Annotated in this window: 18 protein-coding genes; 10 read left to right on the top strand and 8 right to left on the bottom strand. The window is 61.8% G+C overall.

Features of this window, described 5'->3' with window-relative positions:
* Positions 1-52: 52 nt before the first annotated feature.
* Positions 53-919, bottom strand: coding sequence for a transcriptional regulator HexR (gene hexR / locus NTD88_RS25530; RefSeq protein ID WP_262156502.1), 867 nt, complete (start codon positions 917-919; stop codon positions 53-55).
* Between the two features lie 103 nt (positions 920-1,022).
* Between hexR and zwf the strand changes: the two genes are divergently transcribed.
* The gene (gene zwf, locus NTD88_RS25525; protein ID WP_095158897.1) at positions 1,023-2,465 is read left to right on the top strand and encodes a glucose-6-phosphate dehydrogenase; all 1,443 of its coding nucleotides are present in this window, start codon (positions 1,023-1,025) and stop codon (positions 2,463-2,465) included.
* 3 nt (positions 2,466-2,468) lie between these two features.
* On the opposite strand, the gene NTD88_RS25520 is transcribed toward zwf, so the two are convergent.
* Complete coding sequence (locus NTD88_RS25520) at positions 2,469-5,339, bottom strand: putative bifunctional diguanylate cyclase/phosphodiesterase (RefSeq protein WP_262156501.1); 2,871 nt, start codon at positions 5,337-5,339, stop codon at positions 2,469-2,471.
* A 235-nt stretch (positions 5,340-5,574) separates the two neighbouring features.
* Here NTD88_RS25520 and uvrD point away from each other — a divergent pair, with 235 nt between their 5' ends.
* The 4 genes from uvrD to NTD88_RS25500 all read left to right on the top strand — a co-directional run bounded on the left by uvrD (position 5,575) and on the right by NTD88_RS25500 (position 10,292).
* Positions 5,575-7,758, top strand: a complete 2,184-nt coding sequence (gene uvrD / locus NTD88_RS25515; RefSeq protein ID WP_262156500.1) for a DNA helicase II — start codon at positions 5,575-5,577, stop codon at positions 7,756-7,758.
* A 180-nt stretch (positions 7,759-7,938) separates the two neighbouring features.
* Positions 7,939-8,790: a Tim44 domain-containing protein gene (locus NTD88_RS25510; RefSeq protein ID WP_095158894.1), complete on the top strand. Its 852-nt coding sequence runs from the start codon at positions 7,939-7,941 to the stop codon at positions 8,788-8,790.
* 120 nt (positions 8,791-8,910) lie between these two features.
* Complete coding sequence (locus tag NTD88_RS25505; RefSeq protein ID WP_095158893.1) at positions 8,911-9,318, top strand: SMI1/KNR4 family protein; 408 nt, start codon at positions 8,911-8,913, stop codon at positions 9,316-9,318.
* 152 nt (positions 9,319-9,470) lie between these two features.
* On the top strand, positions 9,471-10,292 hold the full coding sequence (locus NTD88_RS25500) for an alpha/beta hydrolase (RefSeq protein ID WP_262130730.1): 822 nt from the start codon (positions 9,471-9,473) through the stop codon (positions 10,290-10,292).
* Here NTD88_RS25500 and NTD88_RS25495 read toward each other — a convergent pair.
* The gene (locus NTD88_RS25495) at positions 10,286-12,046 is read right to left on the bottom strand and encodes a cation:proton antiporter (protein WP_095158892.1); all 1,761 of its coding nucleotides are present in this window, start codon (positions 12,044-12,046) and stop codon (positions 10,286-10,288) included. The two genes, NTD88_RS25500 and NTD88_RS25495, sit on opposite strands and share 7 nt — an antisense overlap.
* A gap of 322 nt (positions 12,047-12,368) precedes the next feature.
* Between NTD88_RS25495 and NTD88_RS25490 the strand changes: the two genes are divergently transcribed.
* Positions 12,369-12,860, top strand: coding sequence for an acyl-CoA thioesterase (locus tag NTD88_RS25490; RefSeq protein ID WP_095158891.1), 492 nt, complete (start codon positions 12,369-12,371; stop codon positions 12,858-12,860).
* Here the strand turns inward: NTD88_RS25490 and pdxY are convergent.
* Positions 12,857-13,729, bottom strand: a complete 873-nt coding sequence (gene pdxY, locus NTD88_RS25485; protein ID WP_095158890.1) for a pyridoxal kinase PdxY — start codon at positions 13,727-13,729, stop codon at positions 12,857-12,859. The two genes, NTD88_RS25490 and pdxY, sit on opposite strands and share 4 nt — an antisense overlap.
* A gap of 118 nt (positions 13,730-13,847) precedes the next feature.
* On the opposite strand from pdxY, the gene NTD88_RS25480 reads away from it, so the two are divergent.
* Positions 13,848-14,240, top strand: coding sequence for a DUF3301 domain-containing protein (locus NTD88_RS25480; RefSeq protein ID WP_262156499.1), 393 nt, complete (start codon positions 13,848-13,850; stop codon positions 14,238-14,240).
* Here the strand turns inward: NTD88_RS25480 and NTD88_RS25475 are convergent.
* The 3 genes from NTD88_RS25475 to zigA are packed head-to-tail and all read right to left on the bottom strand — an operon-like array spanning position 14,234 to position 17,098.
* Positions 14,234-15,211, bottom strand: coding sequence for a CobW family GTP-binding protein (locus NTD88_RS25475; RefSeq protein WP_262156498.1), 978 nt, complete (start codon positions 15,209-15,211; stop codon positions 14,234-14,236). The two genes, NTD88_RS25480 and NTD88_RS25475, sit on opposite strands and share 7 nt — an antisense overlap.
* 43 nt (positions 15,212-15,254) lie before the next feature.
* Positions 15,255-15,890, bottom strand: coding sequence for a DUF1826 domain-containing protein (locus tag NTD88_RS25470; RefSeq protein ID WP_262156497.1), 636 nt, complete (start codon positions 15,888-15,890; stop codon positions 15,255-15,257).
* Complete coding sequence (gene zigA, locus NTD88_RS25465) at positions 15,890-17,098, bottom strand: zinc metallochaperone GTPase ZigA (RefSeq protein ID WP_262156496.1); 1,209 nt, start codon at positions 17,096-17,098, stop codon at positions 15,890-15,892. The genes NTD88_RS25470 and zigA overlap by 1 nt, the downstream gene beginning before the upstream one ends.
* A gap of 116 nt (positions 17,099-17,214) precedes the next feature.
* Between zigA and NTD88_RS25460 the strand changes: the two genes are divergently transcribed.
* Positions 17,215-17,595, top strand: coding sequence for a glutamine synthetase (locus NTD88_RS25460; protein ID WP_262156495.1), 381 nt, complete (start codon positions 17,215-17,217; stop codon positions 17,593-17,595).
* A 75-nt stretch (positions 17,596-17,670) separates the two neighbouring features.
* Positions 17,671-18,558, top strand: coding sequence for a GTP cyclohydrolase FolE2 (gene folE2, locus NTD88_RS25455; RefSeq protein WP_262156494.1), 888 nt, complete (start codon positions 17,671-17,673; stop codon positions 18,556-18,558).
* Positions 18,559-18,566: 8 nt separating this feature from the next.
* On the opposite strand, the gene NTD88_RS25450 is transcribed toward folE2, so the two are convergent.
* The gene (locus NTD88_RS25450) at positions 18,567-19,094 is read right to left on the bottom strand and encodes a DUF3617 domain-containing protein (RefSeq protein WP_095158883.1); all 528 of its coding nucleotides are present in this window, start codon (positions 19,092-19,094) and stop codon (positions 18,567-18,569) included.
* A 127-nt stretch (positions 19,095-19,221) separates the two neighbouring features.
* Here NTD88_RS25450 and cls point away from each other — a divergent pair, with 127 nt between their 5' ends.
* On the top strand, positions 19,222-20,661 hold the full coding sequence (cls, locus tag NTD88_RS25445) for a cardiolipin synthase (protein WP_262156493.1): 1,440 nt from the start codon (positions 19,222-19,224) through the stop codon (positions 20,659-20,661).
* Position 20,662 lies beyond the last annotated feature (1 nt).

Genomic DNA, 20,662 nt, shown 5'->3' with positions numbered 1-20,662 from the left:
GAAAAGCAGGGGGAACGTGCTTTCCAGCCGCTTATGGCTTGAAGCTTGAAGCTCAATCTTCCACGTTTTTCAGCGACTTGGGCGACAACCGCAGGCTACGCAAGCTGCGCTTGACGCTCTTGAGGTGGTTGACCAGGCTCGGCCCGCGGGCCATGGCCACGCCCATGGCCAGCACGTCGATCACCACCAGGTGGGCGATACGCGAGGTCAGCGGGGTGTAGATTTCGGTGTCTTCATGGACATCGATGGCCAGGTTGACCGTCGACAACTCGGCCAGAGGCGTCTGGCTCGGGCACAAGGTGATGAGCGTGGCGCCGCTTTCACGCACGAGGTTCGCGGTGATCAGCAGGTCCTTGGAACGACCGGACTGGGAGATGCACACCGCCACGTCGCCGGGCTTGAGGGTTACCGCCGACATGGCTTGCATGTGCGGGTCGGAGTACGCCGCCGCGCTGAGCAGCAGGCGGAAGAACTTGTGCTGGGCATCGGCCGCCACCGCACCGGAAGCACCGAAACCGTAGAACTCGACGCGCTGGGCCTGGGCCATGGCGGTCACCGCACGCTGCAGGGCCTGCGGGTCGAGGTTCTCGCGCACTTCCATCAGGGTGTGCAGGGTGGTGTCGAAGATTTTCAGGCTGTAGTCGGCGACCGAGTCATCTTCATGGATGGCAAACTGACCGAAACTGGCACCGGCCGCGAGGCTCTGCGCCAGCTTGAGTTTCAGGTCCTGGAAGCCCGAGCAGCCAATCGCCCGGCAGAAGCGCACGATGGTCGGCTCGCTGATGCCAACGTTGTGCGCCAGGTCAGCCATGGAGCTGTGCATGACCGCCGCAGGGTCAAGCAATACGTGGTCGGCAACCTTGAGTTCCGATTTGCGTAGCAGGTGGCGCGACTGGGCGATGTGTTGCAACAGATTCAATGGCGGGACTCGGTTATGATCGGCTGACCGGTTGTAGCAATCTTGTAGTTATACTACATGACCAGCGAACCGCCCAGCTAAACGAATCAGGAGTGTGGTGGTATTGACTATTCCTTGTGACATTCTGGTCTTCGGCGGTACCGGCGACCTGGCCCTGCACAAACTGCTTCCAGCGCTCTATCACCTGTTTCGCGAGGCTCGCCTGCACCCTGCGGTGAGGATCGTCGCGCTGGCCCGAAGCCCCATGCCGCGCAATAGTTTTCAAAAACTTGCAGAGCGCCGTTGCCGCGCCCAGATCGCCCGCAACGACTTCGACGAAGACACCTGGCACCGCTTCTCCACCCGCCTCGACTACTTCTCCATGGACGCCTCGCAAAGCGCCGATTTCGGTCGCCTGGCGCATTTCCTCGGCGAACCCGGTGGCCTGGCCCGCATCTACTACCTCGCCACCGCGCCCAACCTGTTCGTGCCCATCGTCACCCACCTGCACATTGCCGGTTTGGTGGACAGCGAATCGCGCATCGTCCTGGAAAAACCCATCGGCCACTCGCTGGAATCGGCCACCGCCATCAACAGTGCGATTGGCGCAGTGTTCGACGAATCCCAGGTGTTTCGCATCGACCACTACCTGGGCAAGGAAACCGTGCAGAACCTCATGGCCCTGCGGTTCGCCAACGCGCTGCTGGAGCCGGTCTGGCGCGCCAACCAGATCGACCACGTGCAAATCAGCGTCTGCGAGACCCTCGGCGTGGAAAATCGCGGCGCCTACTACGACCGCGCCGGCGCCACCCGCGACATGCTGCAGAACCACCTGTTGCAACTGCTCTGCCTGGTGGCCATGGAGCCGCCGGCGCAGTTCGAGGCCGAGGCGGTACGCGACGAGAAAGTGAAGATCCTTCGCGCCCTCAAGCCAATCACCGACCAGGACGTCCAGGACAAGACCGTGCGCGGCCAGTACAGCGCCGGCAAGATCGGCGGCCAGGAAGTGCCGGCCTATTACTTCGAGAAGGATGTGGACAACGACAGCGACACCGAAACCTTCGTCGCCGTCGAAGCCCACATCAACAACTGGCGCTGGGCCGGCGTGCCGTTCTACCTGCGCACCGGCAAGCGGCTGGCCAAGCGCTCGTCGCAGATCGTCATCCAGTTCAAGCCCGTGCCACATCGGCTGTTCGAGGACGACCGCGCCAACCAGTTGCTGATCCAGCTACAGCCGGACGAGCGCATCAGCTTGCAGATGATGACCAAGACACCGGGCAAGGGCATGCGCCTGGAACCGGTTGAGCTGAACCTGAACCTGGCCCAGGTGTTCGGCCAGACACGGCGCTGGGAGGCATACGAGCGCCTGCTGCTGGATGTGCTGGATGGCGATTCGACACTGTTCATGCGTCGTGACGAGGTAGAGGCGGCCTGGGCCTGGATCGACCCGATCCTCAATGGCTGGCAGGAGCACTTCCAGACACCGCGCCCTTACCACGCCGGCACCAACGGCCCGGAGCAGGCCCACAGCCTGCTGGCCCGCCACGGACGGGCCTGGCACGGCTGATCCCTACCAGACCGTATCGTCCTGAAGCAGACGCGCCAGCGTGGCGGCTTCGACGGGGCGGCTGATCAGGTAGCCCTGGACCTCGTCGCAGCCCTGCTCGCGCAGGAACTTGAGTTGTTCAAGGGTTTCCACGCCCTCGGCGACCACCTGCAAGTCCAGGCTGTGGGCCATGACGATGATCGCGCGGGTGATCGCAGCGTCCTCGCTGCCTTCACTCAGGCCACGGATGAACGTCTGGTCGATCTTCACGTAGTCCACCGGGAAGCGCTTCAGGTAGCTGAGCGAGGAATAACCGGTGCCGAAATCGTCGATGGCCAGCTTCACGCCCAGCTCATGCAACTGGCGGAAGATCGCGATGATGTGTTCGACACTGTCCAGCAGTTGGCTCTCTGTCAGCTCCAGCTCAAGCAAATGCGGCTCAAGACCGGTTTCCTCAAGCACCTGCCGTACCAGGCTGACCAACTTGCCCTGGCGCAACTGGTAGACCGACAGGTTCACCGACACGCGGATCGGGTCCAACCCCTGACGCTGCCATTCACAGGCCTGCCAGCAGGCCTGGCGCAAGACGAATTCGCCCATGGGCGCAATCAGTCCGGTTTCTTCCGCAAGGCCGATGAAATCCCCCGGCGGCACCATCCCCATGGCCGGGTGATGCCAGCGCACCAGCGCCTCGGCGGCGTGCAGGTGACCGCTGGCAAGGCACACCTTGGGCTGGTAGTAGACCTCCAGTTGCCGCTCCTCGATGGCTTTGCGTAGCTGGTTTTCCAGTTGCAGGCGGTCGAGGGTGCTGGCCTGCAGGCTCTCGGTATAGAACTGGAAGTTGTCGCCGCCAAGGTGCTTGGCATGCTGCATGGCCATGTTTGCCTGGCTGACCAATTGATTGAGTTCGAGGGTCAGGTCCGACAGCAAGGCAATCCCCACCGAGGCGCTGATCACCAGCTCATGACCGTCGACCCGCACCGGTACCCGCAGCTTGTCCAGCAGCCGGGTGGCGACCCGGACCAGACTCGACAGATTGCTGTAGCCATCGAACAGGACCACGAATTCGTCACCGGACAGCCGGGCCACAGTATCGGCCTCGGGCATCGCGTTGCCGATGCGCATGGCCATCTGCTTGAGCAACTGGTCAGCGACTTCATGGCCAAGGCTGTCGTTGAGCAGCTTGAAGCGGTCCAGGTCGATATGCATCAACACCAGGCTTCGGCCGCTGGTACGCAGGCGCTGCCCCGCCTCGTGCAGGCGCAGGCGGAATAGCGCTCGGTTGGCCAGGCCGGTGAGTTCGTCGTAATGGGCGAGGTAGCGCAGACGCTCCTCGGATTCGCGCCGCTCGGAAAGATCGCTGAAGAAGCCGACAACGTTGCTGATATTGCCGCGATTGTCGCAAACACCGTTCAGTTGCAACCACTGCGGGTACAACGAGCCGTCTTTGCGCGCTTCGACCAGCTCGCCCTGCCAACGTCCTTGCTGCTCCAGCGCTTGATCGATCGCCCCGTAGTGCCGTCGCGCATCGAGGCTGCAGGGCAACTCCAGGGCGTTGCGGCCCAGCAGTTCTTCGCGGCTGTAACCGGTCATCCGGCAAAACGCCTGGTTGAGCGCCAGCAGTTGGTAATCCGGGCCGAGAATGGCGATCCCTTCACTGGCCGCTTCGAAGACCGTCGCCGCCAGCCGTTGCTGTTCTTCCTGCGCCTTGCGCGCGCTGATGTCGCGGCGGGTGCCGATCATCCTTATTACACGGCCACTGCTGTCGCGCTCCACGGCGCGACCGCGGTCTTCGATCCAGCACCAGTGGCCCAGGTTGTGGCGGAAGCGGTACTCGATGCGGTAATCGTCGGTGCGGCCCTTGAGGTGCTCCACCAGTGTCCGCTTCAGTGAAAGCACGTCATCAGGGTGCAGGCGCGGCTTGAGATGCACGAGCATCGCCTTGACGGCGTCGGGATTGAGGCCGAACAGCTCCATGAGCTGGGTGTGATGGACCTCGTCGGTTTGCAGGTTCCAGTCCCACAGGCCCAGCTCACTCGCCTCCAGGGCCTGGGCCAGACGCTGCTCGCTCTTGCTCAGGGCCTGGTTGGCGGCGTCCAGCTCGGCGCTGCGCTGGAACACGCGGTGCTCCAGCCCCGTCTGGGCTTCACGCAGTTGCTCCTCGACCCCACGGCGCTGCTCGACCTCCCCGGCCAGTGCCTGGTTGAGTTGCTCGCTGCGGGTGTGGGCGGCTTGCAGGTGCTCGATCAGCGCCTGGTTCTGGAAGCGCCGCAACAAGCTGTGCTCAATCAGCCGATTGACCTGCCAGGCCACCACCAGCAACGCACTCAACAGAATCAGGCCAAGCAGACCCCAACCCTGCTGTTGTTGGTCACCGGTCCAGAACAGGAAGGCGATTGGCGGCAACAGGCAGGGCAGCGAAAAGCTGAGGAAGGCCGGCAGGCTGACGGCGTAGGCCACGCTGGCCGAAAGGGTCGCGGCACCGAGCAGGCCGAATACCCAGGCCTGCTGCACGAAGTTATCCACAGGGACAAGCGCGATCGCCGCGCTGGCGAGCGTCAGGCCGCTGAAGGCCGAGCCCAACAGGAACATCCGGCGCCAGGTGGGTTTCGCCTGGCGATCGGGCATGGCGGCATCGAACGCGGCCACCTGGATTACCCGCAGGGCCACCAGCGCCATCAGCCACACCACCCAGATGCTCACCAGCAGGTAACGCTGCGGGCTCCACAACAGCCACGCGCAGACCAGACCGTTCAGCAGCATGAACAGCGTTGGCAACAGAGAACCTTGATACAACAGACGGGTACGCTCGACCGCCAGCTGCGTGGCGAACTGCTTGCGTATTCCTCGGCGCGCCTCGATTGGCACGCTCGCGGAGCCAGATGCGAGTGTCATGGGCAATGTTCTTGTAATGGTGAGCCACAAACGTGGACGGAGCATACACAAGCATCGGCCCACGCCAAACTGCTCTGTGTCATAAATTCGTACCCCCTTTTCCCATCCTTTTGTTCCGTGCCGAGCGCTCAAGCGCGCGGGCGAAGGCTTGCGTCCGATGACCGGCCGGTCGGCGGGCGTATCTTTTTCCCCGACGGGTTTGCCCATGCATCCGTTGCCCCCATAGAATGGGCGGATGCACGATGACCTCTCTCTCCTGTTGAACTCCCTCAACGATGCCCAGCGCCAGGCCGTAGCCGCGCAGGTCGGGCGTCAGTTGGTCCTGGCCGGTGCCGGCTCCGGCAAGACCCGTGTGCTGGTGCACCGTATCGCCTGGTTGATCCAGGTCGAACGGGCCTCGCCGCACTCGATCCTGTCGGTGACCTTCACCAACAAAGCCGCCGCCGAGATGCGCCACCGCATCGAGCAGTTGCTGGGCATCAGCCCGGCCGGCATGTGGGTCGGCACCTTCCACGGCCTGGCCCACCGCCTGCTGCGCGCGCACTGGCAGGAAGCCGGGCTGAACCAGAACTTCCAGATCCTCGACAGCGATGACCAGCAACGCCTGGTCAAGCGGGTGATCCGCGACCTCGGCCTGGACGAGCAACGTTGGCCGGCCCGTCAGGCGCAATGGTTCATCAACGGACAGAAAGACGAAGGCCTGCGGCCCCAGCACATCCAGGTCAATGGCGACCTGTTCCTGGGCACCATGCGCAGCATCTATGAAGCCTACGAAGCCGCCTGCCAACGCGCCGGCGTCATCGACTTCTCCGAATTGCTGCTACGCGCCCTGGACCTGTGGCGTGACAGCCCCGGCCTGTTGCAGCACTACCAGCGGCGCTTCCGTCACTTGCTGGTGGACGAGTTCCAGGACACCAACGCCGTGCAGTACGCCTGGTTGCGCCTGCTGGCCCAAGGTGGCGACAGCCTGATGGTGGTCGGCGACGACGACCAGTCCATTTATGGCTGGCGCGGCGCGCGGATCGAGAACATCCAGCAATTCTCTACAGACTTCCCCGATTCCGAAGTGATCCGCCTGGAGCAGAATTACCGCTCCACCGCCGGCATCCTCAAGGCCGCCAACGCCCTGATCGCCAACAACAGCGGGCGCCTGGGCAAGGAACTCTGGACCGATGGTGGCGATGGCGAGCCGCTGAGCCTGTACGCCGCCTTCAACGAGCACGACGAAGCCCGCTACGTGGTGGAAACCATCGAAAGCGCGCTGAAGACCGGCATGTCCCGTAGCGACATCGCCATCCTCTACCGCTCCAACGCCCAGTCGCGGGTCTTGGAAGAGGCGCTGCTGCGCGAACGTATTCCTTACCGCATCTACGGCGGCCAGCGCTTCTTCGAGCGCGCCGAGATCAAGAACGCCATGGCCTACCTGCGCCTGCTGGAGGGCCGTGGCAACGACGCCGCGCTGGAGCGGGTTATCAACGTACCGCCACGGGGCATCGGCGAAAAAACCGTCGAAGCCATCCGCGAACATGCCCGCCACGCCCAGCTTTCCATGTGGGAAGCGATGGCCCAGTTGCTCGCCAACAAAGCCCTCAAGGGTCGCGCCGCGAGTGCCTTGAGCGCGTTCATCGAACTGATCGAAAACCTCGCTGCCAAAGTCACGGACATGCCGCTGCACCTGATGACCCAGACCGTCATCGAGCAGTCCGGGCTGATCGTCTATCACCAGGAAGAAAAAGGTGAAAAGGGCCAGGCACGGGTAGAAAACCTTGAGGAACTGGTCAGCGCCGCACGCAACTTCGAGAGCGCCGAAGAAGATGCCGACCTGTCGCCGCTGTCGGCCTTCCTCGGCCACGCCTCGCTGGAAGCCGGCGATGCCCAGGCCGACGAGCACGAAGACAGCATCCAGTTGATGACCCTGCACAGCGCCAAGGGCCTGGAATTCCCTCATGTGTTCCTGGTGGGGATGGAAGAAGGCCTGTTCCCGCACAAGATGAGCCTGGAAGAACCTGGCCGTCTTGAAGAGGAACGGCGCCTGGCGTACGTGGGTATCACCCGCGCCATGCAGCAGTTGGTCATGACCTACGCGGAAACCCGACGTCTATATGGCAGCGAGACCTACAACAAGGTTTCTCGCTTCGTACGCGAGATCCCCGCAGGTCTGGTCCAGGAAGTGCGCCTGTCCAACAGTGTCAGCCGGCCCTTCTCCGGCGCGCAGAAACAGACCGTCAACAGCCTGTTCGCCAACGCCAACATCCCGCAGACCAGCTTCAACCTCGGTCAGCGCGTCCAGCACGCGGTATTCGGCGAAGGCGTCATCCTCAACTTCGAGGGTTCCGGTGCCCAGGCCCGGGTCCAGGTGAACTTCGCCGAAGGCAGCAAGTGGCTGATGCTCGGCTACGCCAAGCTCGAAGCTATCTAAAAGACAAATCCGACCATCGACATGGGCCTTTCCTTCTATAGAAGAAGGACAGGCCCATGGCCTGCTGTGTAGGCGGTCAGACTTTTCAGGCAAAAGATGGAAACATGTTGTCGCTGGTCATGTGTCAGGCAACCTGTGCACCATGGCGCGCGTGTAATCCACAAACGGGAATACCCTTCTATGCAACGTTTTCTCAGCATCGCCCTGGCGCTGTGCATCGGTCTCACCATGAGCCTCGACGCCAACGCCAAGCGCTTCGGCGGCGGCAAGAGCTCGGGCGCCGCACCGACGCACCAGGCCCGTCAGGCCACCCCTGCCAACCCTGCCGCCACCCCGAACGCGCCAGGCCGTGCTCCTGCCGCCGCCAGCGGCGCTTCGAAATGGCTCGGCCCGCTGGCCGGTATCGCCGCAGGTGGCCTGCTGGCCTCCATGCTGATGGGCGATGGTTTCGAAGGCATGCAGATCTTCGACATCCTGATCATGGCGCTGATTGCGTTCCTGGTCTTCCGCTTCATCGCCGCGCGCCGTCGCAAGCAGCAGCCACAAATGGCAGCCGCTGGCCACCCGCCGTATCAGCGTGAAGCCTACGAGCAGCCTGCCCAGCCGTCGATCTTCGGTGGCTCCGCACCTGCCGCGGCCGCCCGCCCGGTGATCAACGCCCCGGCCTGGTTCAATGAGCAAAACTTCCTGGCGGCTGCCCGCAGCCACTTCCAGTCGCTGCAACAGCACTGGGATGCCAACGAGATGGACAAGATCGCCGAGTTCGTGACCCCACAGATGCTGCAGTTCCTCAAGCAGGAGCGTGCCGATCTGGGTGACACCTTCCAGTCCACCTACATCGATGACCTGCAAGTGCAGCTCGAAGGTGTCGACGATCGTGCCGACAAGACCATCGCCACCCTGACCTTCAGTGGTGTGTCGAAGACGTCGCGTTTCGACAAGGGCGAAGTGTTCAGCGAAAGCTGGAACATGGAGCGTGCCCCAGGCGAGAACCAGCCTTGGCTGGTCGCAGGTATCCGCCAGAACGGCTGATCTTGAGGCGCCGCACAGAAAAAACCCCGGGCTTGCCCGGGGTTTTGCTTTTAGCGCACTGCCCTACTAGGGTATAACGCGCAACGCTTTGAAAAGGTCAGGACACAGAGGACAAGCACCGTGGAAGAAGTCATCGAACAGCTTCGTGAGGCCAACGAACCGGTACCGGTACCGCTTGAGCTACCCGACGAAGACCAACTGGTCGAAATCGAAGAAGAGTTGTTCATCAATATTCCGTTTGTCTTCAAGGAATTCCTGCTGACCGTCAGTGATGTGGTTTATGGCAGCCTGGAGCCGGTGACTGTCACCGATCCACAGTCCCATACCTACCTGCCGGAAGTTGCCGCCAACGCCTGGGACGCCGGCGTGCCGCGCGACCTGATTCCAATCTGCCAGGACGGCGACGATTACTACTGCGTCGAGGAAGACGGCACCGTGGTGCTGTGGTCCGGCGAAGAAGAGATCGTCACCGAAGAAAGCTGGGAGTCGGTGTGGCACTGGGTGCGGGATGTCTGGCTGGAAAGCTGAATCAATTCCCTTATACAAATTAATGGCTCTTGGCCATCAATGTTCGTAGAATCCGCCGCGTCTTCCTGTGCGTGGCGGGTCGCTACCGCTCCATCCCCTCGGACATACGTCCCGCACGCACAGGAAGCCCCCTCGCCGTTTACGGGTCTTCGATGTCGATTCATCCTCGCTGGTTGCTGTCATTTACGCTGATGCTGCTCGCAGGCTGTCAGGCGCCTCTGACGCAATTGCAGGAACTGAGCACCGAGCACGCCCACCGCGTCACCCTCGAGTCGTCCCGACCGTTTCCCCTCGCCATGAGCCTCCCGCTAGCGCGCCCCTCCGGCAGCCGATTGCGTGTCTATCTGGAAGGCGATGGCCATGCCTGGGCGACCGCAACCCAACCCAGCCTCGACCCCAGCCCGCGAACACTGCTGCTGGCCCGCCTGGCAATGAGCGATCCCCAACCGAGCGTGTACCTCGCGCGGCCTTGTCAGTTCGTCAGCAGCCCGGCGTGCAAACCCGTGGTCTGGACCGACCAGCGTTTCGGCCAGGCGGCACTCGACAGCCTCGACCAGGCCCTGGACCGTATTCGGCAGCACTATGGCAATCGGGATTTCGAGCTGATCGGTTACTCCGGCGGCGCGGCATTGGCGCTGTTGCTCGCCGCAAAACGCGACGACATCGCGGTGGTGCAGACCCTGGCCGGCAACCTCAGCCCGCGTCAGTGGACGCAAAGCCTGGGCTTGAGCCCTCTGCACGGTTCGCTGGAACCACTGGATCACTCGGGACGGCTAGCTCGGGTCGCGCAGCGACACTTTCTCGGCCTAGGCGACCGCACGGTGCCGTCAGCGCTCTATGAACACTACCGCAGTGCACTCGGCCCCGCCGCCTGCATCGAGAGTGTCCGCCTTCCGGGAGTGAATCATGCGGAAGGCTGGGCCGCAGCCTGGGCGCAGTGGCGCGACCGGCCACTGCGCTGCGCGCCTCAGTGATGGTGTTCTTTCTGGTTCTCGAGGGTTTCGAGCAAGGCGATCTGCATCCGTGTGTGCACCCGGATGAACCAGCGCCAGAGCAACGCGACCACACCCGCCGCCACCACGGCGATCAATAGCAGCAGCTCGTTGGTCGGCAGGATGCTCGCCGACAATGCCGAGAGCAGCAGGAAGATCACCAACAGCGACAGCAGCGGAATGACCTCGGCGATCACCCGGCGCACGCGCTGGGTATGACGGCCGGCCATTTCCGGCTTCACGCCCATTTCCGCCAGCAACATCGACAGCGCCTTGAGCTTGCGGTACGCGGCAATCAGGAACGGCAGCGACAGCAGCAAGGCCAGGCCCCAGATCAGCGCCTTCTGCTGACCGATATCCGGCAGCCAGTGAGTGAGATAGGTCCCGATCTGAACGGCGAAATAACCACCACTGAAGAAGATCGCCACTACCAGCGCCAGGTTCACGCCAACCTGCAACAGGATACGCCGGATCATCGACGCCAGCATCGCCCCCTCACCCTGCGGCTGAATGCTACGCAGCCATTCGCCATACAACGACAGCACCCGGGACAAACGGCTCGGGACCACCTTGGCCAGCTTGATCGACAGCGGATCGGCGGCACGGATCAGGTACGGTGTCAGCAGCGTGGTGATGGCGGACACCGCCACGGCCACCGGATACAGGAAGTCGCTGGTCACCTGCAGGGTCATGCCCAGCGCGGCGATGATGAAGGAAAACTCGCCAATCTGTGACAGGCCCATCCCGACACGCAGTGAGGTACGACCATCGTTGCCGGCGATAAAGGCCCCCATGCCGCAGGACAGCATCTTGCCCAGTACCACCGCGATGGTGATGACCACGATCGGCCAGATGTACTCCACCAGCACCGTCGGGTCGATCATCAGGCCAATGGCGACGAAGAAGATGGCGCTGAACATGTCACGCACCGGCTCGATCAGGCGCTCGATTTTCACCAGTTGCCGCGACTCGGCCATGATCGCGCCGATCAGGAAGGCGCCCAATACCATGCTGTATTCCAGCTTGACCACCAGCAGGCAGAAGCCGAAGCACAGGCCGAGCACGGTGATCAGCAGCATTTCATTGCTTTCGAAGCGCGCCACGTAGGCCAACAGCCGCGGAACCAGAAGGATGCCGATCACCAGCGCAACGATCATGAACAGCGACAGCTTGCCCACGGTGGAGAACACTTCGCCGGAGCTGACCGTGCCGCTGACAGCGATGCCGGAGAGCAGCGCGATGATGCCAATCCCAAGGATGTCCTCGACGATCAGCACGCCGAAGATCAGTTGGGCGAAGCGCTCGTTCTTCATCTTCAGGTCATTGAGCGCCTTGACGATGATGGTGGTGGAGGAAATCGCCAGGATCGCGCCGAGGAACAGCGAGTCCATGGTGCTCCAGCCAAACCAGCGGCCGATCTCGAAACCGATCCAGATCATCAGGACGATTTCCAGGAACGCGGCGATGAACGCCGTGGCGCCCACCTTGAAGAGCTTGCCGAGGCTGAATTCCAGGCCCAGGCAGAACATCAGGAAGATCACCCCGAGCTCGGCGAGCGTCTTGATGGTGTCTTCGTCGTGGATAAGGCCGAATGGCGGGGTGTGGGGGCCGATGATGAAGCCGGCGACGATGTAGCCCAGCACGACGGGCTGCTTGAGACGATGAAAGAGAATGGTGACTACACCGGCAACCAGCATGATCACCGCCAGATCCTGGATAAAGCTGATGGCATGCACGGCGTGACGCTCCTTACTTCTCATGCGAAGAACAAAGCGCGACCCAACCCCAGCTCGGATTGAGTTGCGGACGTTTCTGTTTTAAATGTAGGAAATAGACCTGTTACAAAGTCGTTTCTGGAGGTTATCACCGACGACTGCTGCAAAATGGTCGTGCAATATGCAGAAACAGATCGGCACTTCCATCACCGCAAATGGCATGAACCGCGTGACGAGAGGCGAGGTGTCAGCGTCCCGTTTTCAAGATGGCAATTCATAGGGGGAAAGAAGCATGGACAAACCGCGCCACCCCGCCTCAGCGCAACCTTACCGTGAGCAGATTATGGAACCCGGAAACGCCCAGCTATCGATGACCGTCCTGATGACCCCCGACATGGCCAACTTCTCCGGCAATGTCCACGGCGGCACCCTGCTCAAGTACCTCGACGAAGTGGCCTACGCCTGCGCCAGCCGCTATGCCGGTCGTTACGTCGTGACCCTGTCGGTGGATCAGGTGGTGTTCCGCGAGCCGGTGCATGTCGGTGAGCTGGTGACCTTCCTGGCCTCGGTCAACTACACCGGGAACACCTCGATGGAGGTCGGGATCAAGGTGGTGACCGAGAACATCCGCGAGCGCTCGGTACGCCACAGCAATAGCTGCTTTTTCACCATGGTCGCGGTGGACGATGACCGCAAGCCAGTGGCCGTGCCGCCACGCCAGCCACAAACCAGCGAAGAAAAACGACGCTTCCTGCAGGGCAAGCAGCGCCGTCTGATCCGTCAGGAACTGGAGAAGCGTTACCAGGAGCTCAAGGTCGATCTCGACTCGATCTAAACCGAAAGTCGCCGGGCCTCGAAACGCAACCGTGGGTGCACGATGCGGTCCTGGGCCCGCACCACTTCCAGCTCGTAGCTGCCGCAGGCCTGGGTTTCCAGCAGCACTTCGTGCACTGCCGCAGCGGTGAATTCAAAGGCCGTCACCCAGTTATCGCCCAACAACAGCCGAGCGATGAACAGGCCGGACGTCAGGTCACCCACACCGACCGGCTGGCGCGGGAACGCCAGCAGCGGGCGTTGCAGATGCCAGCTACCGTCTTCGGTTACCAGCAACATTTCGAAGTCATCCGCGAGCTTGCCGGGGTAGGACAGGTGCTTGACCAGCACCGCCTTCGGCCCGAGCGCCATCAGTGCGCGGGCCATGCCCACACAGTCTTCCAGCGATTCGGCGGATCGGCCGGCAAAGCTGTCCAGCTCGAGCTGATTAGGGCAGAGCACATCGGCGGCCGCCACGGCCTCGCGCAGGAGAAAATCACTGACTTCGGCCGGGACGATGCAGCCCTTCTCCGGATGGCCCATCACCGGGTCACAAAGGTACAGCGCACGCGGGTTGGCTTCCTTGATTCGCGCTACCGCGCTGAGGATCGCGCGGCCCTGCGCAGCACTGCCCAGATAGCCGGATAGAACTGCGTCGCAATTGCCCAACTCACCGATATTGCTAATCCCTTCCACCAACGCGGGAATTTGAGCTGGAGCAAGCACTTCTCCCGTCCACTGGCCATACTGAGTGTGATTGGAGAACTGCACCGTATTGAGCGGCCAGACATTGACCCCGACCCGCTGCATCGGGAAGACCGCGGCGCTGTTGCCGGCGTGGCCAAACACAACGTGAGACTGGATGGCGAGCAGGTGCGGCGTACGTTTCATGCAGGGCGTCCAAAACGGTTGAATGACGAACAAGGCGCGCAGTATGGCGCCAAATGCCACCTGTACGACAGACCGGGGCGGCAGTTAAGCTGGGCACACCTCGTTGGAGCATGTGTAGATGGTTACCCTCGAAAACATCCTGGTGCTGATGTTGCTGGCCACGGCGGGCGCGTGGCTGTGGCACAACCATGGATTGCGGGAAAAGGCGCTGGAGCGGGTCAAGCAGCACTGCGCAAAGCTTGACCTGGAACTGCTCGACGGGAACGTCGCGCTGAAGAAGATCGCCTTCGTACGCGACGCCAACGGCCGCAAGCGGCTGGCGCGTGTGTATAACTTCGAATTCACCGTCACCGGCGAACAGCGACATCCCGGAACGGTCACCCAGTTCGGCGCCCACAGCGTGCAGATCGAGCTGGCGCCCTATCCTTTCGAGATCAAACCGCCCGTGCATGGCGACAACGTCATCGAAATGAAGCAATGGCGCCAGGAACACAGCCGCTGGCGTCAGTGATCCACAGGCAGGCGGCAGGCGAGCATCTGCCGCGCTAGCGCCGCGGGTTCCTGTGCCTGATCGAAGATCAGTTCAATCCGCGAATCCCGCCGCCAGGCACTTTCCTGCCATTCCAGCGCCTGCCCCGCCACGGCGTTGGCTGAACACCAACCTTGCGCACCGTGCACCACCATCTTGGCCCGACGCCAGCCCAGCTTTTGCACAAACTGCTGCAATTGCGCCCTCTCAAGCTTTTGCTGTGGATGAAATCGCCAGCCGATGCTCCAGCCCTCTGGGAGCTGTTGATAAGTGCATTGCGGCTGGGAAATATCCGTCCACAGCGCGGTAACTGGAGGCGGGCCGCTGGGCAAAAGGTTATCCACAATCGAGTTATCCACTGCCGAGAGCGGGCCAGATGGCAGTTCATCGAGCGGCACCTGCCCGTGATCTGTCCAGAAAAGCGGCACTGAAGGCAGTTTCGAGGTTATCCACAGGCGGCTTTTGTCACCCACAACCGATGCTTTGTTCAGTACCAGCAAGCCAGCGTCGGCCAACGCCTGTACCTGCGCCTGCGGTAGCTCAGCGCCGGCGGCCAGCGCTTCGGCATCGAGCACCAGCACTGCCGGCTGCACCGCCAACACGCCCTGCCACGGCGGTAATCGAAGTTGCGCCATCAATTGCGCCGGATGCCCCAACCCGGAAGGTTCGATAAACAGGCGATCCGGCCGCGCCTTGCGCAGCAACCGGGCCAGGCCAACCTGAAACGGCGCACCGTTCACGCAGCAGAGACAGCCGCCAGCCACCTCGCCTATGCTCACGCCCGCGTCATCAGTGCTGAGCAGCGCCGCATCCAGGCCGATCTGACCAAACTCGTTGATCAGCACGGCCCAGCGTTCATCAGCCTGACGCTGGCTGAGCAGGTGACGAATCAGGCTGGTCTTCCCGGCCCCGAGCGGACCGGCGATTAGATGGGTGGGAATGTTCTTCAGCATGGAGAGCCGTTTCAGCGGGAAATTTCAGCACTATGCTCCGCGCTCATGCCAGCCAGTCAAGGGTCAGTATCAAACGTCGCTCGCCGTTGGCCAGCGCCGGAGAACGGTGGACCACGCCAGCGCCTTCGTTACCCAGCCATTTCTCGCCCTTGAACAGCGCCACATCACCACAGGCCAGCTGCCGGATATCGGCGCTGTCCACCTCGTCCTGTGCCAGCCGCCGCCGATCTACCGCGCCTTCCTCCAGCCACTCACTGGCCGGCCCGGCGTAGGTTGTGATCAAACGCAACGGCACATGATCGACATGAAACCGCGGGCACATGGCCCGCTCCAGCGCACGCAGACGAACACCGACGCTCTTGGCACCGAGCAGGCAGGCATAGGCATCGATCAGCCAGGCCAGATCGGCGATGAAGCCTTCATGACCGGCCAGATCTGTGTAAGCACTGGCCACGCCATCAAGCAGTGGCATCTGGCCGTCCTTGCCGACCGTCAAGGTGAAGGATTCAGCCAACGGCTCATTCAACGACAACAACAGCACGGCGAAGTCATTGATATGCGCCGGCAAGCGCCGCTGCCATACCGCAAGATTGACGCCGTCGAGCAGGGCCTCGGTCAGCGCCATCGGCGTCTCTCCAAATACCTGGCGCACGGACGCCAGTGCTTCGGCCACTTGCATCAGGCCACCTCCTCTTCATGCCAGGCGCCAAACGGATCCGGCAGCTGGCGCCAGCGACTTGCACCGAGGGCCATTTCAGCGTTGCTGAGCAGGCAGGCGTCGAGTTCGGCATGCAGGCGCGGCACATCGATGTGCTGACCGATGAACACCAGTTCCTGACGGCAGTCGCCGGATTCCGGGTCCCATTGCTGAAGAATCGCCGAAGTGCTCTCGGGGTCCTGTGGCCATTGGGCTTTCGGGACAAAACGCCACCAGCGCCCGGCAAAACCATGACGCATCATGCCGCCAGCCTGCGACCAGCTTCCCGCTTCCTGGTATTTGCTGGCCAGCCAGAAGAAGCCCTTGGAACGCAGCAGGCGGCCATTGCTCCAGGACCTGTGGATAAAGTCGAAAAACCGTTGCGGATGCAGCGGACGCCGGGCTTGCCAGACGCTGGCGGCGATACCGTATTCCTCGGTTTCCGGGACGTGTTCGCCACGCAGCTCCTGGAGCCAGCCCGGAGCGCTGGAAGCGCGGTCGAAGTCGAATAGGCCGGTGTCGAGGATCTCTTTCAGATCAACCTGCCCCATCAGCATCGGCACGATTCGCGCGTGAGCATTGAGGCGGCGCAGGATCGCGCTCAGTTCTTCACGCTCGTGGCTGCTGATCAGGTCAATCTTGCTCAGGAGAATCACGTCAGCGAACTCCACTTGGTCGATCAGCAGATCGCTGATGGAGCGCTCGTCGTCGTCACCCAAGGTTTCGCCGCGACTCGCCAAGCTCTCGGCCGCCTGATAGTCACGCAGGAAATTCAAACCGTCGACCACGGTGACCATGGTGTCGAGCCGCGCCATCTCGGCAAGGCTGCGGCCCTGGTCGTCGCGGAAGGTGAAAGTTTCCGCGACCGGCAGCGGTTCGGCGATCCCCGTGGACTCGATCAGCAGATAGTCGAAACGGCCTTCTGCGGCCAGGCGGCTGACTTCTTCCAGCAAGTCTTCGCGCAAGGTGCAGCAGATGCAGCCGTTGCTCATCTCCACCAGTTTCTCTTCGGTGCGGTTGAGGCTGACGTTGCGCTGCACTTCGGTGGCATCGATATTGATCACGCTCATGTCGTTTACGATCACCGCGACCCGCAGGTTGTCGCGGTTACGCAGCACATGGTTGAGCACCGTGCTCTTGCCGGCACCAAGAAAGCCGGAGAGCACGGTTACGGGAAGACGATCGGGCATGGCGCGGTTCCTCATCAGGGCGGCAGAGTGCATTCGAACGATGCATTGGTTTATTGTTACATTATAACAATGCACTTTCATCAACCACCTGTCCACGTCCAAAGCGAGAGGGTCTCATGACGTCACGGAAAAACCTGCTGTGGATAACCTTGCTCTGTATCGCCAGCAGCACCCAAGCCATGCCCCGCAGCGAACCGGCAACCTGCAACCGCAGCGCCAATCTGCTGGCCTGCGCTGATCGTCAGGGCGGTTACTACAGCGTGCAGACCCAAGGCGCGACAACCTACTTGCGCGGCTACGACGCTCTGAGCGAGCGCCGCTGGGCCCAGACCAACAGCCGCTATGGCCAATTGACCTTCTTTACCGGCATCGCCAGCGACGGCGAAGCCTGGGTCGGATACAGCCGACGAGTGGGCTGGACCACCCTCAACCGGGTTTCCAGTTCCAGCGGCCAGCGTTTCAACCTGCGTTGCAACCGACTCAGCGGTTGCCAGTGAGGCGAGTGAAAAAGTGCTGGCATTCGAATTGTTATAATGTAACTTATTGCAATCTCTTCACCAACGGCTCGCACTATGAACGCCCTGACCCTTCCTGATATTGCCGCACAAGCCAGCCAGCAATCCCTGCCGCTGGAATGGGTTGGCATGTGCGGCATCGCGCTTCCATTGCGTCTGGATCAGCAAATCCTTCAAGGGACCGCAGACGCGGGCGTGAACCTGAGCGATGGCACATCACGCGGCATCCACATGTCTCGGCTGTATCTAGCGCTCGCAGTGTTCAAGGATGAACCGCTGTCGGTCCCGCTGATCCGTCGCGTGCTCAGGCAATTTCTCGACAGCCATGAAGGCCTGTCCACGCGCGCACAACTCACCCTGCGCTTCGACGTACTGCTCGAGCGCGCGGCGTTGGTCAGCTCGGAATCCGGTTTCAAGCGCTATCCAATAGTCATTGATGCGTGGCTGGAAGATGAAATGTTCCACGTGGAACTAAATGCAGAGGTGATCTATTCCTCAACATGCCCCTGCTCGGCGGCGCTGGCCAGACAGTTGATTCAACAGCAGTTCCTCACTGACTTCGGCAACCGCAACCTGACCCATGAACAAGTATTGAGCTGGCTCGGCAGCGCCCAGGGCATCGTCGCGACGCCCCACAGCCAGCGCAGCACAGCCAAGTTGCGGGTACGGCTCAAAGAGAGCTGCGATGAGCTGCCAATTCTCGAAGTGGTTGATCAGGCGGAAGCTGCCTTGGGCACCGCGGTACAAACCGCCGTCAAACGAGCTGACGAACAAGCCTTCGCCTTGGCCAATGGTCAGAACCTGATGTTCTGCGAAGACGCTGCCCGCCGCCTGAACCTGGCCCTGAAGCAGGTGCCCTCAGTAGCCGGCTTCCAGTTGCGCGTGGAACATGCAGAGAGCCTACACGCCCACGACGCTGTCGCCCAAAGTCACTGGAACTGGTGAAACGAGCCTTAGCTACGCGGCTTGACCGTTCCGCAGTCGGCCCCCAGCCACACCGCGCGAGTATCCATGCTGCCCTGCTGCTGCGCGCCGGTTGCGTTGAAGGTGCCATGGACCTTGGTCAGGAACTCACGATCGCTGAGAAACTGCGCCTGCCCGGTGCCCTGCGCCTTGGGGCAACTGAACTCGAACTTCCAGACATTGCCATTGCGTTCGGTGATCCGCTGGGTGCAACCCGACTGCGGGTCCTGCAAGGGGATGTTGTCGGTCTTCACCTGTTCTGGCGTCAGACATGAACGCACACCCTTGCCCGCCACCGTGACGCCTTGCTTGGCCAGCACGCCTTCCATCATTGCCCGTTGCTCCGGCGGGAGGTTCTTCAATTGCCCAAGCATGAAGTCCATGTCAGGCAGCGCCTTGCCATCGACCTGCATGTTGCTGGTGGTCAGCTCCCACAAACCCGGTTGCAGCATCTGCGCCTGAACCAGAGGACTCGACAGGCCAACCAGCAGCGCCAGCATCGACATGCGAATGTTCATCTAATGACTCCCCGAAAACTCCGGCCCCGTGCCGGACTACGGATTAGACGACAAATTGCCCACCGGGTTGCAAGACACATCAGGAACATGCTCTGTTAGGACCCTGATTGCGGACGGCAGGACGTACATGGACTACCACAGCCCCCAGTTCTTCGGTTACCTCATTGGCGCAATTCATCTGCTGGGCATGATCGCCGCCGTGCATGCGGTGTTCACCGTGCGTACCGCTCAGGGGGCGATTGCCTGGGCGATGTCGCTGCTGTTCATCCCCTACCTGACACTGATTCCCTACCTGATCTTCGGCAGCCGCACCTTCGACGCCTACATCCAGGCCCGTCGCCAGGCCAACCAGGAAATGCACATCGCCATGGCCGACCTGAACTGGCGCCCCTGGGTCGAGGAAGCCTTGGCCGCCAGCAACTCGCCTGCCTATGCCGGCCTGCGCGCCTTGCCCCGACTCAGTCGCATGCCGTGCCTGGCAAACAATACGTTGAAACTGCTGATCGATGGCCAGGCCACCTTCAAAGCGATCTTCAATGCCATCGATCAGGCTCGCGACACAGTGCTGGTACAGTTCTTCATCATTCACGACGATGACCTGGGCCGTCAGCTTCAGGCACTGCTACTGAAGAAAGCAGCCGAGGGCGTGAAGATCTATGTGCTGTACGACAGCGTAGGCAGTCACGCCCTACCCACCCGTTACAGTCAGGTCCTGCGCGAAGGCGGCGTCGATATCAGGGCCTTTGCTACTCGTCGCGGCTGGTTCAACCGCTTCCAAGTGAACTTCCGCAATCACCGCAAGATCGTGGTGGTGGACGGTGTAACGGGCTTTGTCGGCGGACACAACGTCGGCGATGAATACCTCGGCGGCAACCCTCGGTTATCCCCCTGGCGCGACACTCATGTTCAGGTGGGTGGTCCGGTGCTGGCCTGTTTACAGGAGTCCTTCGCCGAAGACTGGTTCTGGGCCGCGCGCAAATTGCCGCCATTGATCCTGCCGGATACCTACCCGGAAAACGGCATGCTCTGTCAGGTCCTGGCCAGCGGTCCGGCTGATCCACAAGAAACCTGCTCACTGTTTTTCCTCGATGCCATCCACGCGGCACAAGAGCGGGTGTGGATAACCAGTCCCTATTTCATTCCTGATGAAGCGGTGTTCGCCGCGTTGCGCCTGGCGGTCCTGCGTGGAGTGGACGTGCGCATTCTGATCCCATCCCGCCCCGACCACCGCATCGTCTACGCCGCCTCCAGCCTGTTCGCCTTCGAAGCGGTGCGCGCGGGCGTGCGGATGTTCCGGTATGAGCCGGGGTTTCTGCATCAGAAAGTGGTGCTTGTGGATAACGACGTCGCCGCGATTGGCAGCGCCAACCTGGACAACCGGTCCTTCCGCCTGAATTTCGAAATCATGCTGGTGACGATCGACGCGGAGTTCGCTACCACGGTGGAGCAGATGCTGGTGAACGACTTCGACCAGGCCCGGGAAATCACCCCGGAAGACAGCCGCGATACGCACCGCCTGCAACAACTGGGGATGCGTATCGCGCGGCTGATATCTCCGATCCTTTAGC

The organism is Pseudomonas sp. 20P_3.2_Bac5 (assembly GCF_025466035.1).
Classification (GTDB): Bacteria; Pseudomonadota; Gammaproteobacteria; order Pseudomonadales; family Pseudomonadaceae; genus Aquipseudomonas.
This window is presented reverse-complemented; position numbering and strand designations above follow the sequence as displayed.

What these genes read in the sequence shown, in the direction of transcription:
- NTD88_RS25520 (WP_262156501.1), bottom strand. Translation starts at nt 5,339, where the DNA reads ATGACACTCGCATCTGGCTCCGCGAGCGTGCCAATCGAGGCGCGCCGA.
- uvrD (WP_262156500.1), top strand. Translation starts at nt 5,575, where the DNA reads ATGCACGATGACCTCTCTCTCCTGTTGAACTCCCTCAACGATGCCCAG.
- NTD88_RS25510 (WP_095158894.1), top strand. Translation starts at nt 7,939, where the DNA reads ATGCAACGTTTTCTCAGCATCGCCCTGGCGCTGTGCATCGGTCTCACC.
- NTD88_RS25500 (WP_262130730.1), top strand. Translation starts at nt 9,471, where the DNA reads ATGTCGATTCATCCTCGCTGGTTGCTGTCATTTACGCTGATGCTGCTC.
- NTD88_RS25490 (WP_095158891.1), top strand. Translation starts at nt 12,369, where the DNA reads ATGGAACCCGGAAACGCCCAGCTATCGATGACCGTCCTGATGACCCCC.
- pdxY (WP_095158890.1), bottom strand. Translation starts at nt 13,729, where the DNA reads ATGAAACGTACGCCGCACCTGCTCGCCATCCAGTCTCACGTTGTGTTT.
- NTD88_RS25480 (WP_262156499.1), top strand. Translation starts at nt 13,848, where the DNA reads ATGGTTACCCTCGAAAACATCCTGGTGCTGATGTTGCTGGCCACGGCG.
- NTD88_RS25475 (WP_262156498.1), bottom strand. Translation starts at nt 15,211, where the DNA reads ATGCTGAAGAACATTCCCACCCATCTAATCGCCGGTCCGCTCGGGGCC.
- NTD88_RS25470 (WP_262156497.1), bottom strand. Translation starts at nt 15,890, where the DNA reads ATGCAAGTGGCCGAAGCACTGGCGTCCGTGCGCCAGGTATTTGGAGAG.
- zigA (WP_262156496.1), bottom strand. Translation starts at nt 17,098, where the DNA reads ATGCCCGATCGTCTTCCCGTAACCGTGCTCTCCGGCTTTCTTGGTGCC.
- NTD88_RS25460 (WP_262156495.1), top strand. Translation starts at nt 17,215, where the DNA reads ATGACGTCACGGAAAAACCTGCTGTGGATAACCTTGCTCTGTATCGCC.
- folE2 (WP_262156494.1), top strand. Translation starts at nt 17,671, where the DNA reads ATGAACGCCCTGACCCTTCCTGATATTGCCGCACAAGCCAGCCAGCAA.
- NTD88_RS25450 (WP_095158883.1), bottom strand. Translation starts at nt 19,094, where the DNA reads ATGAACATTCGCATGTCGATGCTGGCGCTGCTGGTTGGCCTGTCGAGT.
- cls (WP_262156493.1), top strand. Translation starts at nt 19,222, where the DNA reads ATGGACTACCACAGCCCCCAGTTCTTCGGTTACCTCATTGGCGCAATT.